Origin of the sequence: Cronobacter condimenti 1330 (assembly GCF_001277255.1) — a bacterium.
Taxonomy (GTDB): domain Bacteria; phylum Pseudomonadota; class Gammaproteobacteria; order Enterobacterales; family Enterobacteriaceae; genus Cronobacter; species Cronobacter condimenti.
In genome coordinates this window covers 3,651,641-3,665,794 of sequence record NZ_CP012264.1, presented here as the reverse complement: position 1 = coordinate 3,665,794, position 14,154 = coordinate 3,651,641, and the positions used below count along the sequence as shown (strand labels likewise).

General features: G+C 49.3%; 19 protein-coding genes and 1 tRNA gene. 13 read left to right on the top strand and 7 right to left on the bottom strand.

Going from position 1 to position 14,154, the window contains the following annotated elements:
* Window positions 1-119 precede the first annotated feature (119 nt).
* Together AFK62_RS21930 and AFK62_RS23015 are read left to right on the top strand one after the other, a co-directional pair.
* Window positions 120-386, top strand: coding sequence for a BPSL0067 family protein (locus AFK62_RS21930; RefSeq protein ID WP_226991913.1), 267 nt, complete (start codon window positions 120-122; stop codon window positions 384-386).
* A complete protein-coding gene (locus AFK62_RS23015) occupies window positions 340-519 on the top strand; it encodes an STY0301 family protein (protein ID WP_007674883.1) in 180 nt (59 codons plus the stop codon). Before AFK62_RS21930 ends, AFK62_RS23015 begins: the two co-directional genes overlap by 47 nt.
* Window positions 520-693: 174 nt before the next feature.
* On the opposite strand, the gene AFK62_RS22430 is transcribed toward AFK62_RS23015, so the two are convergent.
* The 4 genes from AFK62_RS22430 to AFK62_RS16750 all read right to left on the bottom strand — a co-directional run bounded on the left by AFK62_RS22430 (window position 694) and on the right by AFK62_RS16750 (window position 2,924).
* Window positions 694-819 (bottom strand) — tRNA-OTHER (locus tag AFK62_RS22430).
* 44 nt (window positions 820-863) lie between these two features.
* On the bottom strand, window positions 864-1,331 hold the full coding sequence (locus AFK62_RS22300) for a hypothetical protein (RefSeq protein ID WP_129232804.1): 468 nt from the start codon (window positions 1,329-1,331) through the stop codon (window positions 864-866).
* Complete coding sequence (locus tag AFK62_RS16755; RefSeq protein ID WP_007674882.1) at window positions 1,324-2,346, bottom strand: phage integrase; 1,023 nt, start codon at window positions 2,344-2,346, stop codon at window positions 1,324-1,326. Before AFK62_RS16755 ends, AFK62_RS22300 begins: the two co-directional genes overlap by 8 nt.
* Window positions 2,346-2,924, bottom strand: coding sequence for a phage repressor protein CI (locus tag AFK62_RS16750; protein ID WP_032984512.1), 579 nt, complete (start codon window positions 2,922-2,924; stop codon window positions 2,346-2,348). The genes AFK62_RS16755 and AFK62_RS16750 overlap by 1 nt, the downstream gene beginning before the upstream one ends.
* Before the next feature lie 130 nt (window positions 2,925-3,054).
* On the opposite strand from AFK62_RS16750, the gene AFK62_RS22920 reads away from it, so the two are divergent.
* From AFK62_RS22920 to AFK62_RS16705, 10 genes are all read left to right on the top strand, one after another.
* Window positions 3,055-3,318 (top strand): hypothetical protein, encoded by a 264-nt coding sequence (locus tag AFK62_RS22920; protein ID WP_032984510.1) that lies wholly within the window; start codon window positions 3,055-3,057, stop codon window positions 3,316-3,318.
* Window positions 3,319-3,348: 30 nt separating this feature from the next.
* Window positions 3,349-3,858 (top strand): phage regulatory CII family protein, encoded by a 510-nt coding sequence (locus AFK62_RS16745; RefSeq protein WP_032984509.1) that lies wholly within the window; start codon window positions 3,349-3,351, stop codon window positions 3,856-3,858.
* Between the two features lie 8 nt (window positions 3,859-3,866).
* Window positions 3,867-4,058, top strand: coding sequence for a phage filamentation protein Fil family protein (locus AFK62_RS16740; RefSeq protein ID WP_007674880.1), 192 nt, complete (start codon window positions 3,867-3,869; stop codon window positions 4,056-4,058).
* The gene (locus tag AFK62_RS16735; protein WP_007674879.1) at window positions 4,055-4,429 is read left to right on the top strand and encodes a hypothetical protein; all 375 of its coding nucleotides are present in this window, start codon (window positions 4,055-4,057) and stop codon (window positions 4,427-4,429) included. The genes AFK62_RS16740 and AFK62_RS16735 overlap by 4 nt, the downstream gene beginning before the upstream one ends.
* 70 nt (window positions 4,430-4,499) lie before the next feature.
* Entirely contained in the window at window positions 4,500-4,733 is a 234-nt protein-coding gene (locus AFK62_RS16730; protein WP_007674877.1) for a DUF2732 family protein, read from the top strand.
* Window positions 4,733-4,957 (top strand): TraR/DksA family transcriptional regulator, encoded by a 225-nt coding sequence (locus tag AFK62_RS16725; protein ID WP_007674876.1) that lies wholly within the window; start codon window positions 4,733-4,735, stop codon window positions 4,955-4,957. Before AFK62_RS16730 ends, AFK62_RS16725 begins: the two co-directional genes overlap by 1 nt.
* Before the next feature lie 34 nt (window positions 4,958-4,991).
* Window positions 4,992-7,211, top strand: a complete 2,220-nt coding sequence (locus AFK62_RS16720; RefSeq protein WP_007674874.1) for a replication endonuclease — start codon at window positions 4,992-4,994, stop codon at window positions 7,209-7,211.
* A 117-nt stretch (window positions 7,212-7,328) separates the two neighbouring features.
* On the top strand, window positions 7,329-7,769 hold the full coding sequence (locus tag AFK62_RS16715) for a DinI-like family protein (protein WP_032984507.1): 441 nt from the start codon (window positions 7,329-7,331) through the stop codon (window positions 7,767-7,769).
* 82 nt (window positions 7,770-7,851) lie between these two features.
* The gene (locus AFK62_RS16710; protein WP_053532043.1) at window positions 7,852-8,583 is read left to right on the top strand and encodes a hypothetical protein; all 732 of its coding nucleotides are present in this window, start codon (window positions 7,852-7,854) and stop codon (window positions 8,581-8,583) included.
* Window positions 8,584-8,701: 118 nt separating this feature from the next.
* Window positions 8,702-9,499, top strand: coding sequence for a hypothetical protein (locus tag AFK62_RS16705; protein ID WP_032984223.1), 798 nt, complete (start codon window positions 8,702-8,704; stop codon window positions 9,497-9,499).
* A gap of 382 nt (window positions 9,500-9,881) precedes the next feature.
* On the opposite strand, the gene AFK62_RS16700 is transcribed toward AFK62_RS16705, so the two are convergent.
* Window positions 9,882-10,592 (bottom strand): hypothetical protein, encoded by a 711-nt coding sequence (locus tag AFK62_RS16700; RefSeq protein ID WP_032984222.1) that lies wholly within the window; start codon window positions 10,590-10,592, stop codon window positions 9,882-9,884.
* A gap of 70 nt (window positions 10,593-10,662) precedes the next feature.
* On the opposite strand from AFK62_RS16700, the gene AFK62_RS22295 reads away from it, so the two are divergent.
* The gene (locus AFK62_RS22295; protein WP_032984221.1) at window positions 10,663-10,920 is read left to right on the top strand and encodes a hypothetical protein; all 258 of its coding nucleotides are present in this window, start codon (window positions 10,663-10,665) and stop codon (window positions 10,918-10,920) included.
* A gap of 346 nt (window positions 10,921-11,266) precedes the next feature.
* Here the strand turns inward: AFK62_RS22295 and AFK62_RS16695 are convergent, their stop codons facing one another.
* Window positions 11,267-12,301 (bottom strand): phage portal protein, encoded by a 1,035-nt coding sequence (locus AFK62_RS16695; protein WP_053532042.1) that lies wholly within the window; start codon window positions 12,299-12,301, stop codon window positions 11,267-11,269.
* On the bottom strand, window positions 12,301-14,070 hold the full coding sequence (locus tag AFK62_RS16690; protein ID WP_007669498.1) for a terminase ATPase subunit family protein: 1,770 nt from the start codon (window positions 14,068-14,070) through the stop codon (window positions 12,301-12,303). Before AFK62_RS16690 ends, AFK62_RS16695 begins: the two co-directional genes overlap by 1 nt.
* Window positions 14,071-14,154: the final 84 nt, after the last annotated feature.

Genomic DNA, 14,154 nt, shown 5'->3' with positions numbered 1-14,154 from the left:
CAGTGTTGGTTCTCATAGGCTAAGGACAATAAAAGCCTGATTAAACAGGGAGGAAAAATCATGGCTTATATTGCGAAAACGTCGGGGGCTTACACAGGACAAGTTGTTGGAAATGGTCAGTGTGTGGCTTTTACATAAAAAGCAGCCAATATGCCGCATACAATAGCCTGGCGCAGAGGGCATTAGTCAAAGGCAATAAAAGCCTTGCTCCAGGAACAGTAATCGCGACATTCGATGAAAGTGGACGGTTTGGCAACCATACTGATGGTCGCTCGCAGGCGGCTATATACCTTGGACAGAACGTTCATGGCATGATTGTGCTGGATCAATGGATGGGGCATGGCCTGGACATTAAGCGACTCGCAAAATTATGCGAAAGCGCATAACACCGCTGTTTCTCTGGTGTGTCAGTACCAGGGCACCGCAAAAAAGATCACTTTGAAGGTGCCTGCCAGCGCCAAAAAATGTATGGCCTGGTTCGGGGATACCAAAAATGATTTTTATGCCGGGTGTGAGTAGGGCCGTTGGGAGTAGTTAAAACGATCACATCATTACGGGCGTTTACCCGATGCATATAAGCAGGCTGCTCCTGAATTACCTTTTAATACTCCCTTATGTTGCCCACAACCCAACAGCCAACAAAAAAGCCACCCTTGAGAGGTGGCTTAATTATATGCTTTTAAAGCTAAAATTTGGTGGCCCCTGTTGGGTTTGAACCAACGACCAAGCGATTATGAGTTCCTACAGGAACAACCGAAAATCAATATCTTTCCTTATAAATCATGCGCATAAAGGGCCGTTGTATACCAACTAAGGGCCAGTTTGAGCCATTTCTACCGCCATTTTATCGCCACTATAAAAATTTACTTAATAAGTGCGCAGTTTGAATTAGCGTAGGCGCTGGAGGCATTGTAGCCTAATTCTTGAGCGTAGTTTTTTGAGAAAGCATCAAGCCCTTCGGCTAACTTGTTAATCGTTGATGAGTATAGAGTTTGGTAAACTCGTCCCAAGTAAAAATCATCAGAAATTTGTAAGCCAAAAATATCCCTCAGCACGAGCGGTACATACTTCCGAGTATCTTCTCTATTGATCTTTTCTCCTTTCACCCCTTCAATGAAGATATGCCCATCTCGTTGAAAAATAGTAAGTAATTCATCCATGCGTTCAGCTTCTTTTAATCGTTCTTCATTTGGATAGTTTGCAAGGTATGATAAGCAAATAGCTGCGGTGACTGCATTTGCTCCTGCCAAAGCATAATCTTTTGATGTAGCAGCAAAAGTAGATGTCGATGCTGATAGTAAAAGTAAGGCCAAAATATATTTATTAAGCATTCTGGGGGTCCAAAGTTTCGCTGTTAGCTAAGGGATTGAGTTTTACCGCATCTTCGAGATGATCAGGGGCAAAGTGTGCATATCGCATCGTCATCTTTATGTCGGTATGACCAAGTACCCGCTGTAATACAAGAATATTACCCCCATTCATCATAAAATGACTGGCGAAGGTGTGGCGCAAAACGTGGGTTAACTGACCTGCTGGTAATTCGATGCCTGTCCTTTCCAGTGCAGAACGAAAAGAGCCGTAGCAATCACTAAATAATCGACCTTTTCTTTCATGAGACAAGAACTCATATAGTTCTTTGCTGATGGGAACAGTGCGGTTTTTTCTGCCTTTCGTATTGGTGTATGTGATTTTGTATTTCGCGAGCTGGCTTTTTTTCAGAGTCTCGGCCTCAGACCACCGGGCACCAGTAGCAAGACATATTCTGACCACGCTTTCTAAATCAGGATGCTCATGCCGCTTGCACTCACCGAGCAGTAGGGCGATCTGGTCATGAGTTAGCCATGCCATTTCCATTTCCTCTGTACGGAAAGGACGCATATTTTTCAAAGGATTTTCACCTTTCCACTCCCCGAGGCGATTGAGCTCATTAAACACCGCGCGAAAGTAAGCTAACTCAAGATTAAGCGTGCGTGGCGATACTTCTTTAACTCTATTAGAACGGGCATATTCACCCTTTAGCCTTTTCTCTCTATAGCGGGAAAACATTTGCGCATCGAAATGGCGTGCGAGCGGTTCTCCCATACAATCAAATGCATGATGCATCGCTAACTGACGTTTTAGTCCATCTTTTAAAGTAATGCCATGAGCGCTATACCATGCATCAACAAGTTCTTTTAGAGTTCGTCTGTCTTCTTTTTCCTCCTGCCAAGGGTTTTGTATAGTGTATTGTTCAAAGGCCAATGCCTCGCCTTTAGTAGCGAATTTCTTTCTGATGCGCTTGCCATTTGCCCCGTTTGGATAAAGCTCGCAAATCCAACCGCCAGCGGGATTCTTGCGGACAGTCATCAATTTACCTCGCTATATACACCTATTACACGCCCCAAGGCATTTATGTCATCTATTCCGCACTCAAAAGGAATCTTTCCGCCTGCAACGTATAATTTTCTGCCAGGAAGCTTTGTTAGCTCTCTAATGCTGATGCCACCTTCTATATCGATCAGCCAAAGCCCATCAGAAAGCGATGCCTGTTTATCAATAAAGTGAAGTTTTCCATCGGCCCTGATAGCCATCATTTCTATAAACGGCTTTGTGAAAAAATGAACATCCATTGTGAGTGAACCGTCACTGATGAGTTTTTCTTCACTTAATGTGAATGTTTCGATGACTCTTGTGTCATTAGCAACTGTTGACGTTGTAAACGGTTGTCCCTCTCCAGTAAGTAACCACCGCAGATCGGCCCCTGTTTCAAGCGCGCAGTGTGCCGCAAAGTCGTATGAAATAGCGCCACGGGTATATCTGTTAGAGAGTGAGCTTGAGGCAATGTCAAAGTGGTTAGCTAACTGAATCTTCTGGGAAAATCCGTAAGCCTCGCAGATTCGATCCAGTACGTCGACGTTGCTCCATCCTAAAGAATCTATTCTCATTTCGCTAAAACCTATTTACTAACTCCCAAATGGGAAGTATATTTTGGCTAAACCTACGCAATTGATGGCCCTTTGTTGGTAAACGGTGGCCCTTTAATTGCAAACCTTGGCAAACTGGGAATCATGCAACATGGCTTCTGAAATCGCAATCATCAAAGTGCCCGCGCCTATCGTTACTCTGCAACAGTTTGCAGAGCTTGAGGGGGTGTCATACCGCACTGCTCGCCGATGGACTACCGGAGAAAACCCGCGTTTACCGATTGAACCTCGTGTCATTCGTAAGGGGTGCAAACGAGCTGGCGGTCAGGTTCGCATTTACTACGCGCGCTGGAAGGAGGAGCAAATGCGTAAAGCACTGGGCCATTCCCGTTTTCAACTCGTCGTAGGTGCGTAATTCACTTTATGTGAATTGTAAGGATGCAACATGTTAGATTTTCGCGTTTCCTCACATACACATTTTGATGATGCATGTAGCAAATTTGCAGCATCCCATAATGTCAGGGAATTAGCGGTTAAGGCCGGAATTAAGCCACATACGCTCTATAACAAACTCAACCCCGAGCAACCTCATCAGCTAACGCCTCGTGAGATTTGGGTGCTGACTGATATCACCGAAGACTCGACGCTTGTTGATGGGTTTCTCGCGCAAATTCACTGTCTCCCGTGCGTGCCAGTTAATGAGCTGGCGAAAGAGAAGCTCCAAGTCTATGTGATGAAAGCAATGGGTGAGCTGGGTCAATTAGCGAACGGCGCTGCGTCATCAGAAAGACTGACCTCTACCCGTAAGCACAGCATGATCGACAGCGTTAACGCGGGGATTCGCATGTTATCTCTTACAGCGCTTGCGCTTCAGGCGCGTTTACAAGCTAACCCGGCAATGTCCAGCATGGTTGACACGATGAGTGGTGTTACCGCCACGTTTGGCCTGATGTGAGGTGAAGCATGGAGCCCTCTTTTGCTTCACTGTTAAAAAAACAAAGCCCGTCCATGCATTACGGACATGGCTGGATAGTCGGTAAAAAAGGTCAGCGCTGGCAACCGAGCCGCGATCAGTCGGCATTATTAAACGGCCTGCGCAACAGCGCTAAACCTTCACTGATAAGCCGGATAAAACTTTTTCTGGAGTCGGTATGAACCAAAACACCATATCAACACCAATTAAGCCAGGTGCGAAGCCATTTAATAATGCACGTTGTGAAGAAGCCCGGCCTGAGAAAATGACCGGCATGGAATGTTTTGCACGGTTTCATCATCAGTTAAAGGCGACGCAAAACGGTGCGCTGCGTAATTTCAACAAGCTTGACGATAACTTTAAGTTTGTCGTGATGACGCTGGCTAACCGCATGGAGCCGGGAACATTCAAAAGCGATGAGGTTGGCAAACCGTTTGAATATTTCGACCAGCCCCGCCGGTTAATGCTTATCAGGGCGATGAATGAAATAACGCGATGGGGCGATATCCTGCCGCGCCGTTTCTCACTGCACGAAGCTGTTTTACCCGAATAAATAACCCGTAAAGAAATTATTGGCGTAAACCCGCCAGGCATTTTTTTGCCCAAATTCTGGAGAACGAAAGATGCGAAATATCGAAACACACAAAACAAACATTGGCCCGGATGATGCGGGGCTGGTTTCAATTCTGGCCGAGGCGCGTCTTGAAGAGCGTCGCGGTCGCGCTGATGTAATGGCCTCCCGCCTCGATAACCTTGCCGATCATATTGCTAACGGTCGGCTTTCCAGTACCGAGGCCGCCGAGCTGCTGCGTGATGAAGCGGTAAAGATTGTTAACGAAGCGCAGGAGCTGCATTGATGGCCGATTCAATGGATCTTGTACAGCAGCGTGTCGAGGAAGAACTTGAACGCAATATTCACAAAGCGCGCAGCCGCCAGGCTGCGCCTTCTCGTTTCCTCTGTGAATCATGCAACGGGCCTATCCCTGAAGCGCGTCGCGCAGCTTTGCCGGGTGTTGAGTTTTGTGTGACCTGCCAGGAAATATCAGAGCTAAAGTCCGTGCATTACCGGGGCGGCATATGAGCGCGAACAGCAATAAACCATTGCGTGGCGGGGTGTGACGGTGCCGGAATTTTTGCACGCATGGAACGCGCCACGCGAGGCCATCGCTAGCCCATATCTGACTTATGAACAGGAGCGCCGCCGCGATCGGATGATTGCGGCGCTGCTGCATGTGCGTAACGAGCTGGAAAAACAGCCTGACCTGGTGCGTTATGCGGTGCGCCGCCGCGCCGACGAGCTGGAGCGCGAGCACGATGTTCAGCGAGCCAATGCCTTTCTGGTGAATTTCACCCGGAAGGCATTGCCGCGCCTTGAACTGGTTGCGGCGAAATACCGTATCGATGCCATTTCGCCAGATGTGGCATTGCCGGTTTTTGATGGACGGGATGATGATGTGTCAGCCCGTTACCTGACAACGCGGCTTGTGAACATGACCGCGCGTTATAACCGCCTGGCTGATATGTCGAAAGCTGATATCGATTTGCTTGCCGGCGATATCGCCAATTTTATCGTTGCTGAATTAGGCACCGTTGAAATCCAGGAGGGCAGCGAGTTAAAGGCGCTGCACGCCTCGTACATGTGCGCCGCGCGTATCACCCGCCACTTTAAAAACACCCCGCCGCTGTGGGAGAAAATCACCACAAAATATGTGACTGCCGAAGATGTGGGGCCGGCAGTGCTGCGCATGGCGACCGAAAAATGGTGGACGGGCCGCCTGCGCCGCGTCGCCGCAGAATGGCGCGAGCATCTGCACATCGCGCTCGGTAATGTCAGCAAAAAGCACAGCGCTTATGCCAGCAAAAGCTGTGTAAGTGACTGGCGTGAACAGAAGCGCCGCACTCGCGAATTTCTCAAGGGCATGGAGCTGGAAGATGAAGAAGGCAACCGTATCAACCTTATCGAGAAATATGATGGCTCGGTTGCTAACCCGGCGATCCGTCGTTGCGAGTTAATGACCCGTATTCGCGGCTTCGAAAATATCTGTAATGAACTCGGTTATGTTGGCGAGTTCTACACGCTGACCGCCCCGTCTAAATTCCACGCCACCACAAAGGCCGGATACCGTAACACCAAATGGAACGGCGCAAGCCCGGCTGACACACAGCGCTATTTAACCGGGCTCTGGGCGCGCATTCGCGCGAAGCTGCACCGTGACGATATTCGCATATTCGGCATTCGCGTCGCTGAGCCGCACCACGACGCCACGCCACACTGGCACATGCTGATGTTTATGCTGCCGGAGGATGTCGACCGCGTGCGCGCCATTATTACCCGCTATGCCCGTGAAGAAGACCATCACGAGCTTAAAAGCGAGAAGGCCCACAAGGCCCGCTTTCACGCTGAAGCTATCGACCCGGACAAGGGGAGCGCGACCGGCTATGTGGCGAAATACATCAGCAAAAATATCGACGGTTACGCACTTGATGATGAGCGCGACGATGAGAACGGCGAAATGCTCAGGGAAACCGCGCCGGCGGTTTCAGCCTGGGCCGCACGCTGGCGTATCCGTCAGTTTCAGTTTGTGGGCGGCGCGCCGGTGACGGTTTACCGCGAGCTGCGCCGGATGGCCGATGCTGAAACGGCGAAAGGGCTTAGCGTGGAGTTTGCGCTTGTGCATGATGCCGCTGATGCGGGCGACTGGGCTGCCTACGTTAACGCACAGGGCGGCCCGTTTGTGCGCCGTGATGAGCTTCAGGTGCGCACCTGGTACGAAAGCACGGAAGCGGTTAACGAATACGGCGAAGAGTGTGTGCGTATTCGTGGGGTTTACGACAAAGAAGTCGGCGACTGCACGCCCATTATTACGCGGCTCAAGCAGTGGAAGATTGTTGCTAAACGGCCGCAGGCCGAGGGTTTTGAAGTTAAGGGCGCTCCTGCGCCCTCTCGGAGTTCTGTCAATAACTGTACGAGAAGTGAAAGTGCTCCACCGATTGTGGATTTAACAAAACCTCTGAGTCAGCGTGAACGTCGAGGGCTGACCAGCCGAATCAGGAAGCAAAAGCCAGTAATACGACGAAAATTCATCTACGGAAAGGATGAGCAAAACGAAGCTATAGCGAAAACTATCGACGAGATACATCTGACAACCGGCACCACTATCAGCCGGGGCGAAGCCCTGCACCTGATGGCCGGTGGTAAAAGTTGTTTTGATGGCAAATGGCTACGCGGAACGGCGAAAGGAGAAATATTTTCCGCAGGGTCACCGCATCAGGTTAAAGCTGGGAAAATTCTTAATCGTGTTGCGGCTTTAGCTGAGCTAGCAACGAAAATGTAACCGCTAATATTCATCCATATCATGTACATACAGTGTGTTTGATAGTGATTTTTTCTTCACACTTTTTGCCAATGCATGATACTGTATGTTTATACAGTATCTCGTAGTGGAGGTTGTGTGGATAGAGAGCTAAACAAGCACGTTATGATTGAGCGGGTCGAAATGATTGCCCGTCTAACTGCTGAAGGTACTTGTCAGGAAAGAGATCGTGAAATCGCACTGAATCTAATCGCGGAAATAGCAAGAGGCAACCTAATAAAAAACAATAATTTTTCTGTTGTTTTTTCCGCGCCGCCTGTTGATGAAACCTTTGCAAAGGAGGGCAAAGTGAAAGTAAATATCACGCTGGATAAAGATCAAAAAATCGGCCAGTCTTTAATTGATGCTTTTCAGTGCGAATTGACCAAGCGAATACAGTCTGTTTTCCCGTCAACGCGCGTTATTGTTAAAAAGGGAGCCATGACTGGTGTTGAGCTGATGGGGTTCGATAAAGATTCAGACCGCGAAGCGCTGGATAGCATCCTTCAGGAAGTGTGGGAAGACGAGAGCTGGCGTTAATCCCTGAAAAATGTGTAATCCTCGACCCCATGTTTGATAGCATGGGGTTGTTTTATATGGGGATTACACACAAAGGAAAATCATGGATACCATAATAGCATTTTTATCTCTGACTCTATTTATTGCTTTCATCGTAGGGTTAATCAAGCCGTCGCTGGTTAGGATGCCGAACCGTAAGCGCTCCAGTGCGGTTTATCTCGGTTGCTGTCTGGCTCTTGGTTTTATTGGCTCAATCTTATGGCCGACTGAAAAAAGTCAGTCAGTGGCAAAAACTGATGCACCGGTGATTAAAGCGGAACCGGCTACGCCAACGTTTGATTACGCGGATAAAACTCTCAAAGAGTATCGCAATGAACCAAAAGAAACCCGGCACGATATCGTTAAAGGCTATGTGGGCTTCAAAAATGTACCGGCCAGCTCTACTGATGCCTTTTATGCCTGTATGAGTGAGTACACTTTTACCAAAGATGATGCGTTAAAGCTTGGTGATGTGTTGGGTTGGTGTTTCAACGATTTCGAGAGGGATCCAAAATCGCTTAATAGCAGAATCAATCTAGATGCATTTAAGGATAATTTTAGCGGTTGGGATGGCTCTTATCGCCCGTTAGAAAAATTGATAAAAGCCAGCATGAATAATGACTCCTCCTACAAACACGTTGAAACGGTCTATCATCTTATTTTGAATAAAGATCCGCATGCCGTTGTTAAAACAACGTTCCGCGGCAGTAATGCTTATGGTGGCGTGGTCAAACAGACCATAGCGGCGCGCGTTAACGTGCGAACGGGTGAGGTCGTTTCAATACTCGACAATTAGCAAATATAGTGACAAGTGCCGCCACCACTGAAACTTGCTTTCAGGGATGGCAATGTTGAACAACGAGCTTGGCGAGGCGTTAGTTACCTAGCAGCGATGCTAGACTAAAGGAGATGGTGTGAAAAATACTAATAATATTGTCGCTAAATATCTTGAACTATTCGAGAAAAAACGAACTCCAGATAATAACAGGATTAGTTTAAATTACGAGGATGCTATTAATTACGATATGTATTCGGTTTATATCAAAGATGAGAATGGGGATAATTATCTTTTTGATAGATATGTTGGTGATGAAATAATGGCAAGAAAATGGGATGTTCAGGATGGTTGCTTCTGTATTGACTCAACACTTAACCCTTTGTTGCTTAAGGCTGATTCATTTTCTGGTATTTATTATTATCATGCACATGAATTAGGTTTTAAATCATTAAATGACTTGGGTTTTCTTAAAACATTCAAGTTTAGGCGGTTTGCCGACTCCGTAAACAAAAAATTTAGCCGTGAGAAATATTTATATCGGCAGAGTAAGCAGGAAATAACGGATGTGATGACTGTTTTGTCTTCAGTTGTCCGGATTTATAGGGAACGGCCAAATGATGAACCGTTTAGTGAAGTTATTATATTGAGTGATGTTATTGGGAAATTATGGGTTTATCATGATGACAAGGCAAGGCTCCAAAAAGAGCTTCGCTTATGTCTTGGCTCTCTTGTAGAAAATGGAGATCTGTCAAAAACCCATGCAGGTTATAGGCCTACTGGAAAAGCGATCAATACTTTAGCTAGTTTCAATAAAAGTGAACAGCGTTATCACGAGAATATGCGAACACAACGAATTATGGTGTGGGCTACTGGCTTTGCAGCTTTAGCTGGATTAGGAAGCATGATTGCTGCTTTTATGACGCTGTATAAATGATGGGTATGCAATAATCAATTAACTTACGTAAAAAAGAAAATACCCATCAGCGGAGCGTGCATGTGTCAGGCGAATGGTTTTGCATGCGCTAGGCTTGCCCGTTCTGCCCGTGCTTTACCAGAGCTGGCGCGGCACGGGGCTGGCTGTTGATACAGTTGCATTAAAACTGTATCAAGAAGCGGGCAGGCGAGGCGGGGAGCAGGTCATCATCAATACCAGCGGTTGTATTTGATGTAGAAAAATGAAACGATAATGAACCATAAGAAAGTGAGTATTCCTGAATATTCCTCAATGAAATAAATAAACAAAAAAGCCCCTGCAAGTATAATTGCAATTGGGACCAGGTGGGAATGCGCTGCCCACAAAAAGGTTAATAAGTTCTTCATCTTTTTAGCATTTCATATAAGGCATCACCAATAACTTCTTCGTTATTACCCCCGGATTCGACTTGGTATATTATTTTTGACATTTGTGGTTCAATAAGGAAGTATAGCATTTCTATCTTTTCACGAAAGAGTATCTGGTAATATGCTGCATCTTGGAACTTAAGTTTGTTCGCAGCCAGTGCTGCCACCTCAGCCCTGGAATAGAGGGTCACTACTTTAATAAGCCAGCTGGACATTTCATTTACTTTTTTAATATATGAGTCCTGGAATTTTCCACTGCTTACAATTAATTTGGCAATCGTCAATGAAAGAGCCATTTTGCTCGTGCGTTCAGCTGAGTCATATGCTTTCTCACCGATTTTTTGCTGTATATAAGATACTAATGTGTTGCTTTTCTGGTCTCCGAGACGCTTAAAGGCTTTCTGGAAATAAAGCTCAACCATATCGAGAACAACGTCGTTTCTGTGAAAAATTTCTAACACAGCCCAATATAAACGCTTATCTTCACCCCATTGTTCATGGCATGTGCTTCTGTAGTATTTGTCAGGCATTACACATGAGCCATAGTTAATAATACGCTGGCTGCCAAGCTTAACGTCTTCAACGGTTTGCATGTGAGTGGCATAGACCTCTTTCACAGCTTTAGTTAAAGCAATCGCTAGCCTTTGGTCTGACTGTGCTTTCAATTTGAGATAGTTTTCTGCCATTTCTATGTACCTTGTTGTAACATTTACGGTTAATGATTGATCATGGTCACTAGCAGAGGCAAGGATGAAGATGAAAAAGAGTGGTAAAATACTGATTTATGTTATAGCTGCGATTATTGCTCTTCTAATAATTCCCGAGATTATCTTAAGGAAAGTTCCAACTGATATGCTTGCTCGCCTTGGGGACTTTACAAGTTTAGGCGGTTTATTTAGCCCTTTCCTGACGGCGATAATTTTCATTGGTGTATCGTCAATACTGATCGGGATTCTCAGCGTATATGCAGTGAGTAAATTTTACCGTTATTTAGTACGCATCAAGGGTAAGTAAGCCATATTAAATCGTGATCAACACCACTCAGACAGATGCATGCATTGGATGCATTTGTTTGCACGCGTTGCTGTCAAGCGTGTATGCGGTCTCGTGCGAGTGCTGGCGCCGTTCGGAGTGTAGATGCATCTGCATTAAAACCGACACATGAAGCGTGCAGGCGAGGCGGGGGTAGCATTGCGCGCGGTGGGGTGTGCATGATTTAAAATAACGCGCGCCAGCACCTCGCTGTGAGGCGCTGCGCTGTCGGGGTGGGGGATGAGGCGTGCGTGCTGATGCGGGGCGTGTGGTGCGTCTGAGCGAGTATGCGGCGGGGTGTAAAAAAGCCGCCTTGCGGCGGCCTGTTTTAATCGCTGCTGCCGTCCAGCGAGTAGGCTTTAAAGCGGATCACTTCCATTCCCGCCCAGTTATTCACTTCCCTGATCCGGTCCTGCAACGGGATAAGCTCGTTGCGCACAAACACCTTTGCCACCTTCTCGATATCTCCCAGGCTGCCGACATTCTCGGGCTTGCCGCCCATGAGCTGAAACGGGATGCGGTGCGCATCGAGCATGTCAGACGCGCTCACCTTTTTAATATTAAAAAAGTCATCTTTGGTGGCGACCTCGCTTAACGGCACGATTTTAATCCCGTCCGGTTTGCCGTTCGGCGCGTAGAAAAACAGGTTCTTAAAATTGCCGAGCCCCTTCGAGCTGCGCATCGCATCGCGCATCGCCTCAACGTCGGTGCTGCTCTGCGCCGCGTCGGTCACGTACATGATGTACCCTGCGTGCGCGCCGTTCTGGTAATACTTGCGGCGAAACAGCGTCGCCGACTCATTCAGCCATGCCGAGTTTAGCGCGCTGAGATATTCCGGCATCCCGTAAAGCTCCTGGTTGATATCCGGCTCCAGCAGATGAAACACCGAGCCTGGTTCAAACTGCTGCGGCTGCGAAAAGCCCGGCACCCACCAGTAAACATCCTCCTCCACGCCGCGCCGCGTGTATTTGGCCGGCGAGGCATCCAGCCTGATAACCTTGCCGGTCACGCTTTTTCGCGCCTCAAGAAACGCATTACCGAACACCAGAAAATCCAGCACGAAGCGACTGAAATCCTGCTGTGACAACAGCGGGTGCGGAATAAACGTGCTTGCCAGAATGTTGCGCTTCACGTAAATCGGCGAGCTGTGATGTACGGCGGCGCGCAGGCTTTTTGCCAGGCCGGCGAAGCTGACCGGCGGCTCGTACCATTTGCCGTTACTGATGCACTCGACATAATCGAGAATATCGCGGCGGTCGAGCACCGGCGTCGGCTCGCCAAACGTGAAAGCCTCCATCTTTTGCGCGCCGGCGGTGGTCGTGGCCGCGCGGTTATCGCGCTGGCGGTTTTTACGTTTACTCATCAGTAAAACTCCAGAATTGAGGATGATGCCTGGCCGCTCCCGGCGGTCAGCGGCTCGTTTAACAGGGCGTGCATGGTGGCCCACGCAACATCCGCATGACTCGCTTCCTCGCTGCGGCTCGCCTCATAGGTGGCGCTGCGCCCGCTGCTGGTCATGGTCTTGCGGATTGCCATAAAGGACTGGGTGATATCCGTGGCGCCGGCGTCGTACTCCAGACAGCCCCGGCTGATGGTGTCTTTTGCTTTCAACACCATTGCGGTTTTAACTTCCGGGCTGTAACGGATTTCGCGCGCGGCAGGCCAGAAGGCGCGCACAAGCTGAAACACGCCCTGGCCGATGCCGGTTGCATCGATGCCGATGTACTCGACCTGATATTTTTCAGTGAGCTCGCGGATGGCCTGCGCCTGGGTGGCGAAGTCCATGCCTTTCCACTGGTGGCGCTCCAGAATGCGGAACTTGCCGCCCGAGACAACCGGCGGCGCCAGCACCACGCAGCCGGCAGAATCGCCGGTATGCGAGGGGTCGTAGCCAATCCACACCGGGCGCGAGCCGAACGGACGCGCGGCGAAGGGCGAGAAATCTTCCCACTCCTCCAGGCTGTCGACCATGCAGCGTTGCAACTCCTCGAACGGAAACACCGAGGCTTTGTCGTCGACGAACTCGCACATGAAAAGATTGCGGAAATCCTCGGCGCTGTTTTCCCGCTTCAGCGCGTCCAGGTCGAACAGGTCGCAGCCACCGGCGAGCGCGTCCTCAATGGTGACAATCTGGCGCCACTGACCATCCCCGCACAGCATGCCGCCGGCGAGCGCCGCGTGGCTGATATCGATATCCACGCGCTCGGCTGCTGAGGTACGGCCCTTGTTGAACAGATCGCCAGACCAGAAAGGAAACGCGCCATGCCCGAGGGTGGAGGGCGTCGAGAAATAGGTCGAGCGCAGGTGTTTCTGCGACGCCATGCCCGAGGCGACCTTACGCAGCCGCTGGAAATTCGGGATCCAGAAAATCTCATCGACATACAAATCGCCGTTATGGCTCTGCGCGGTGTTGGAGTTGGTGCCGAGAAAAATCAGCTTGGCGCCGTTGTTGCCGATGACAATCGGGTCGCCAGACAGCTCCACGTCGACAAGGCGCGCAAACTGGATGATGTATTCGCGAAACACATACGCCTGCGTTTTGGAGGCGGATAAAAATATCTGGTTATGGCCGGTTTCCAGCGCGCGCAGCAGCGCCTCGCGGGAAAAGTAGAACGTGGCGCCAATCTGGCGCGATTTAAGAATGTCGCGGATGCGGTGCTCTAATCCGGCCCTGTGCCAGCGCAACTGATAGTCGAAAGACTCCTCGAAAAAAATCTCCCTGAGCTTGTCGATAGCCTCCTCGCTGAAGAAATTCTTTTTCGGCTTGCGGCGGTCGCCCTTGTTGCGGTTCGCCACGTTGGGGTTTAAATCCGCCTCGTTGCCGGTCTGGCCGTAGCGGTTCACCCTGGCGAGGCGCTCCATCTGGCGCGAGAGAAAATCCGCGACTTTAAAGTCGTGCGCGGTCAGCTCGGGCTTTGCATAAAGCTGAATCAGCCGCGCCTCAAGCGTGTTCTCGACGCGCTGAATGGGCGCCGTCTCATCCCATCCGTCGCGCTGCTTCCAGCTCTGTACGGTCGGACGTTTGATTTTCAGCATCTCCGCGATTTGCGGCACGGAAAAGCCCTGCCAGTAGAGCAGCGCCGCCTGTCGTCGCGGGTCGTTTAAAAGCGTGGTGTCGGTGGTGATGGTCATGAAAGCCTCGCCGTAAGTGGTACACGGCAAGGCTACTTAAGCGCGCCCGGCGATTCGCTAAAGCGCTGTTGTGTGGCGGCTTAT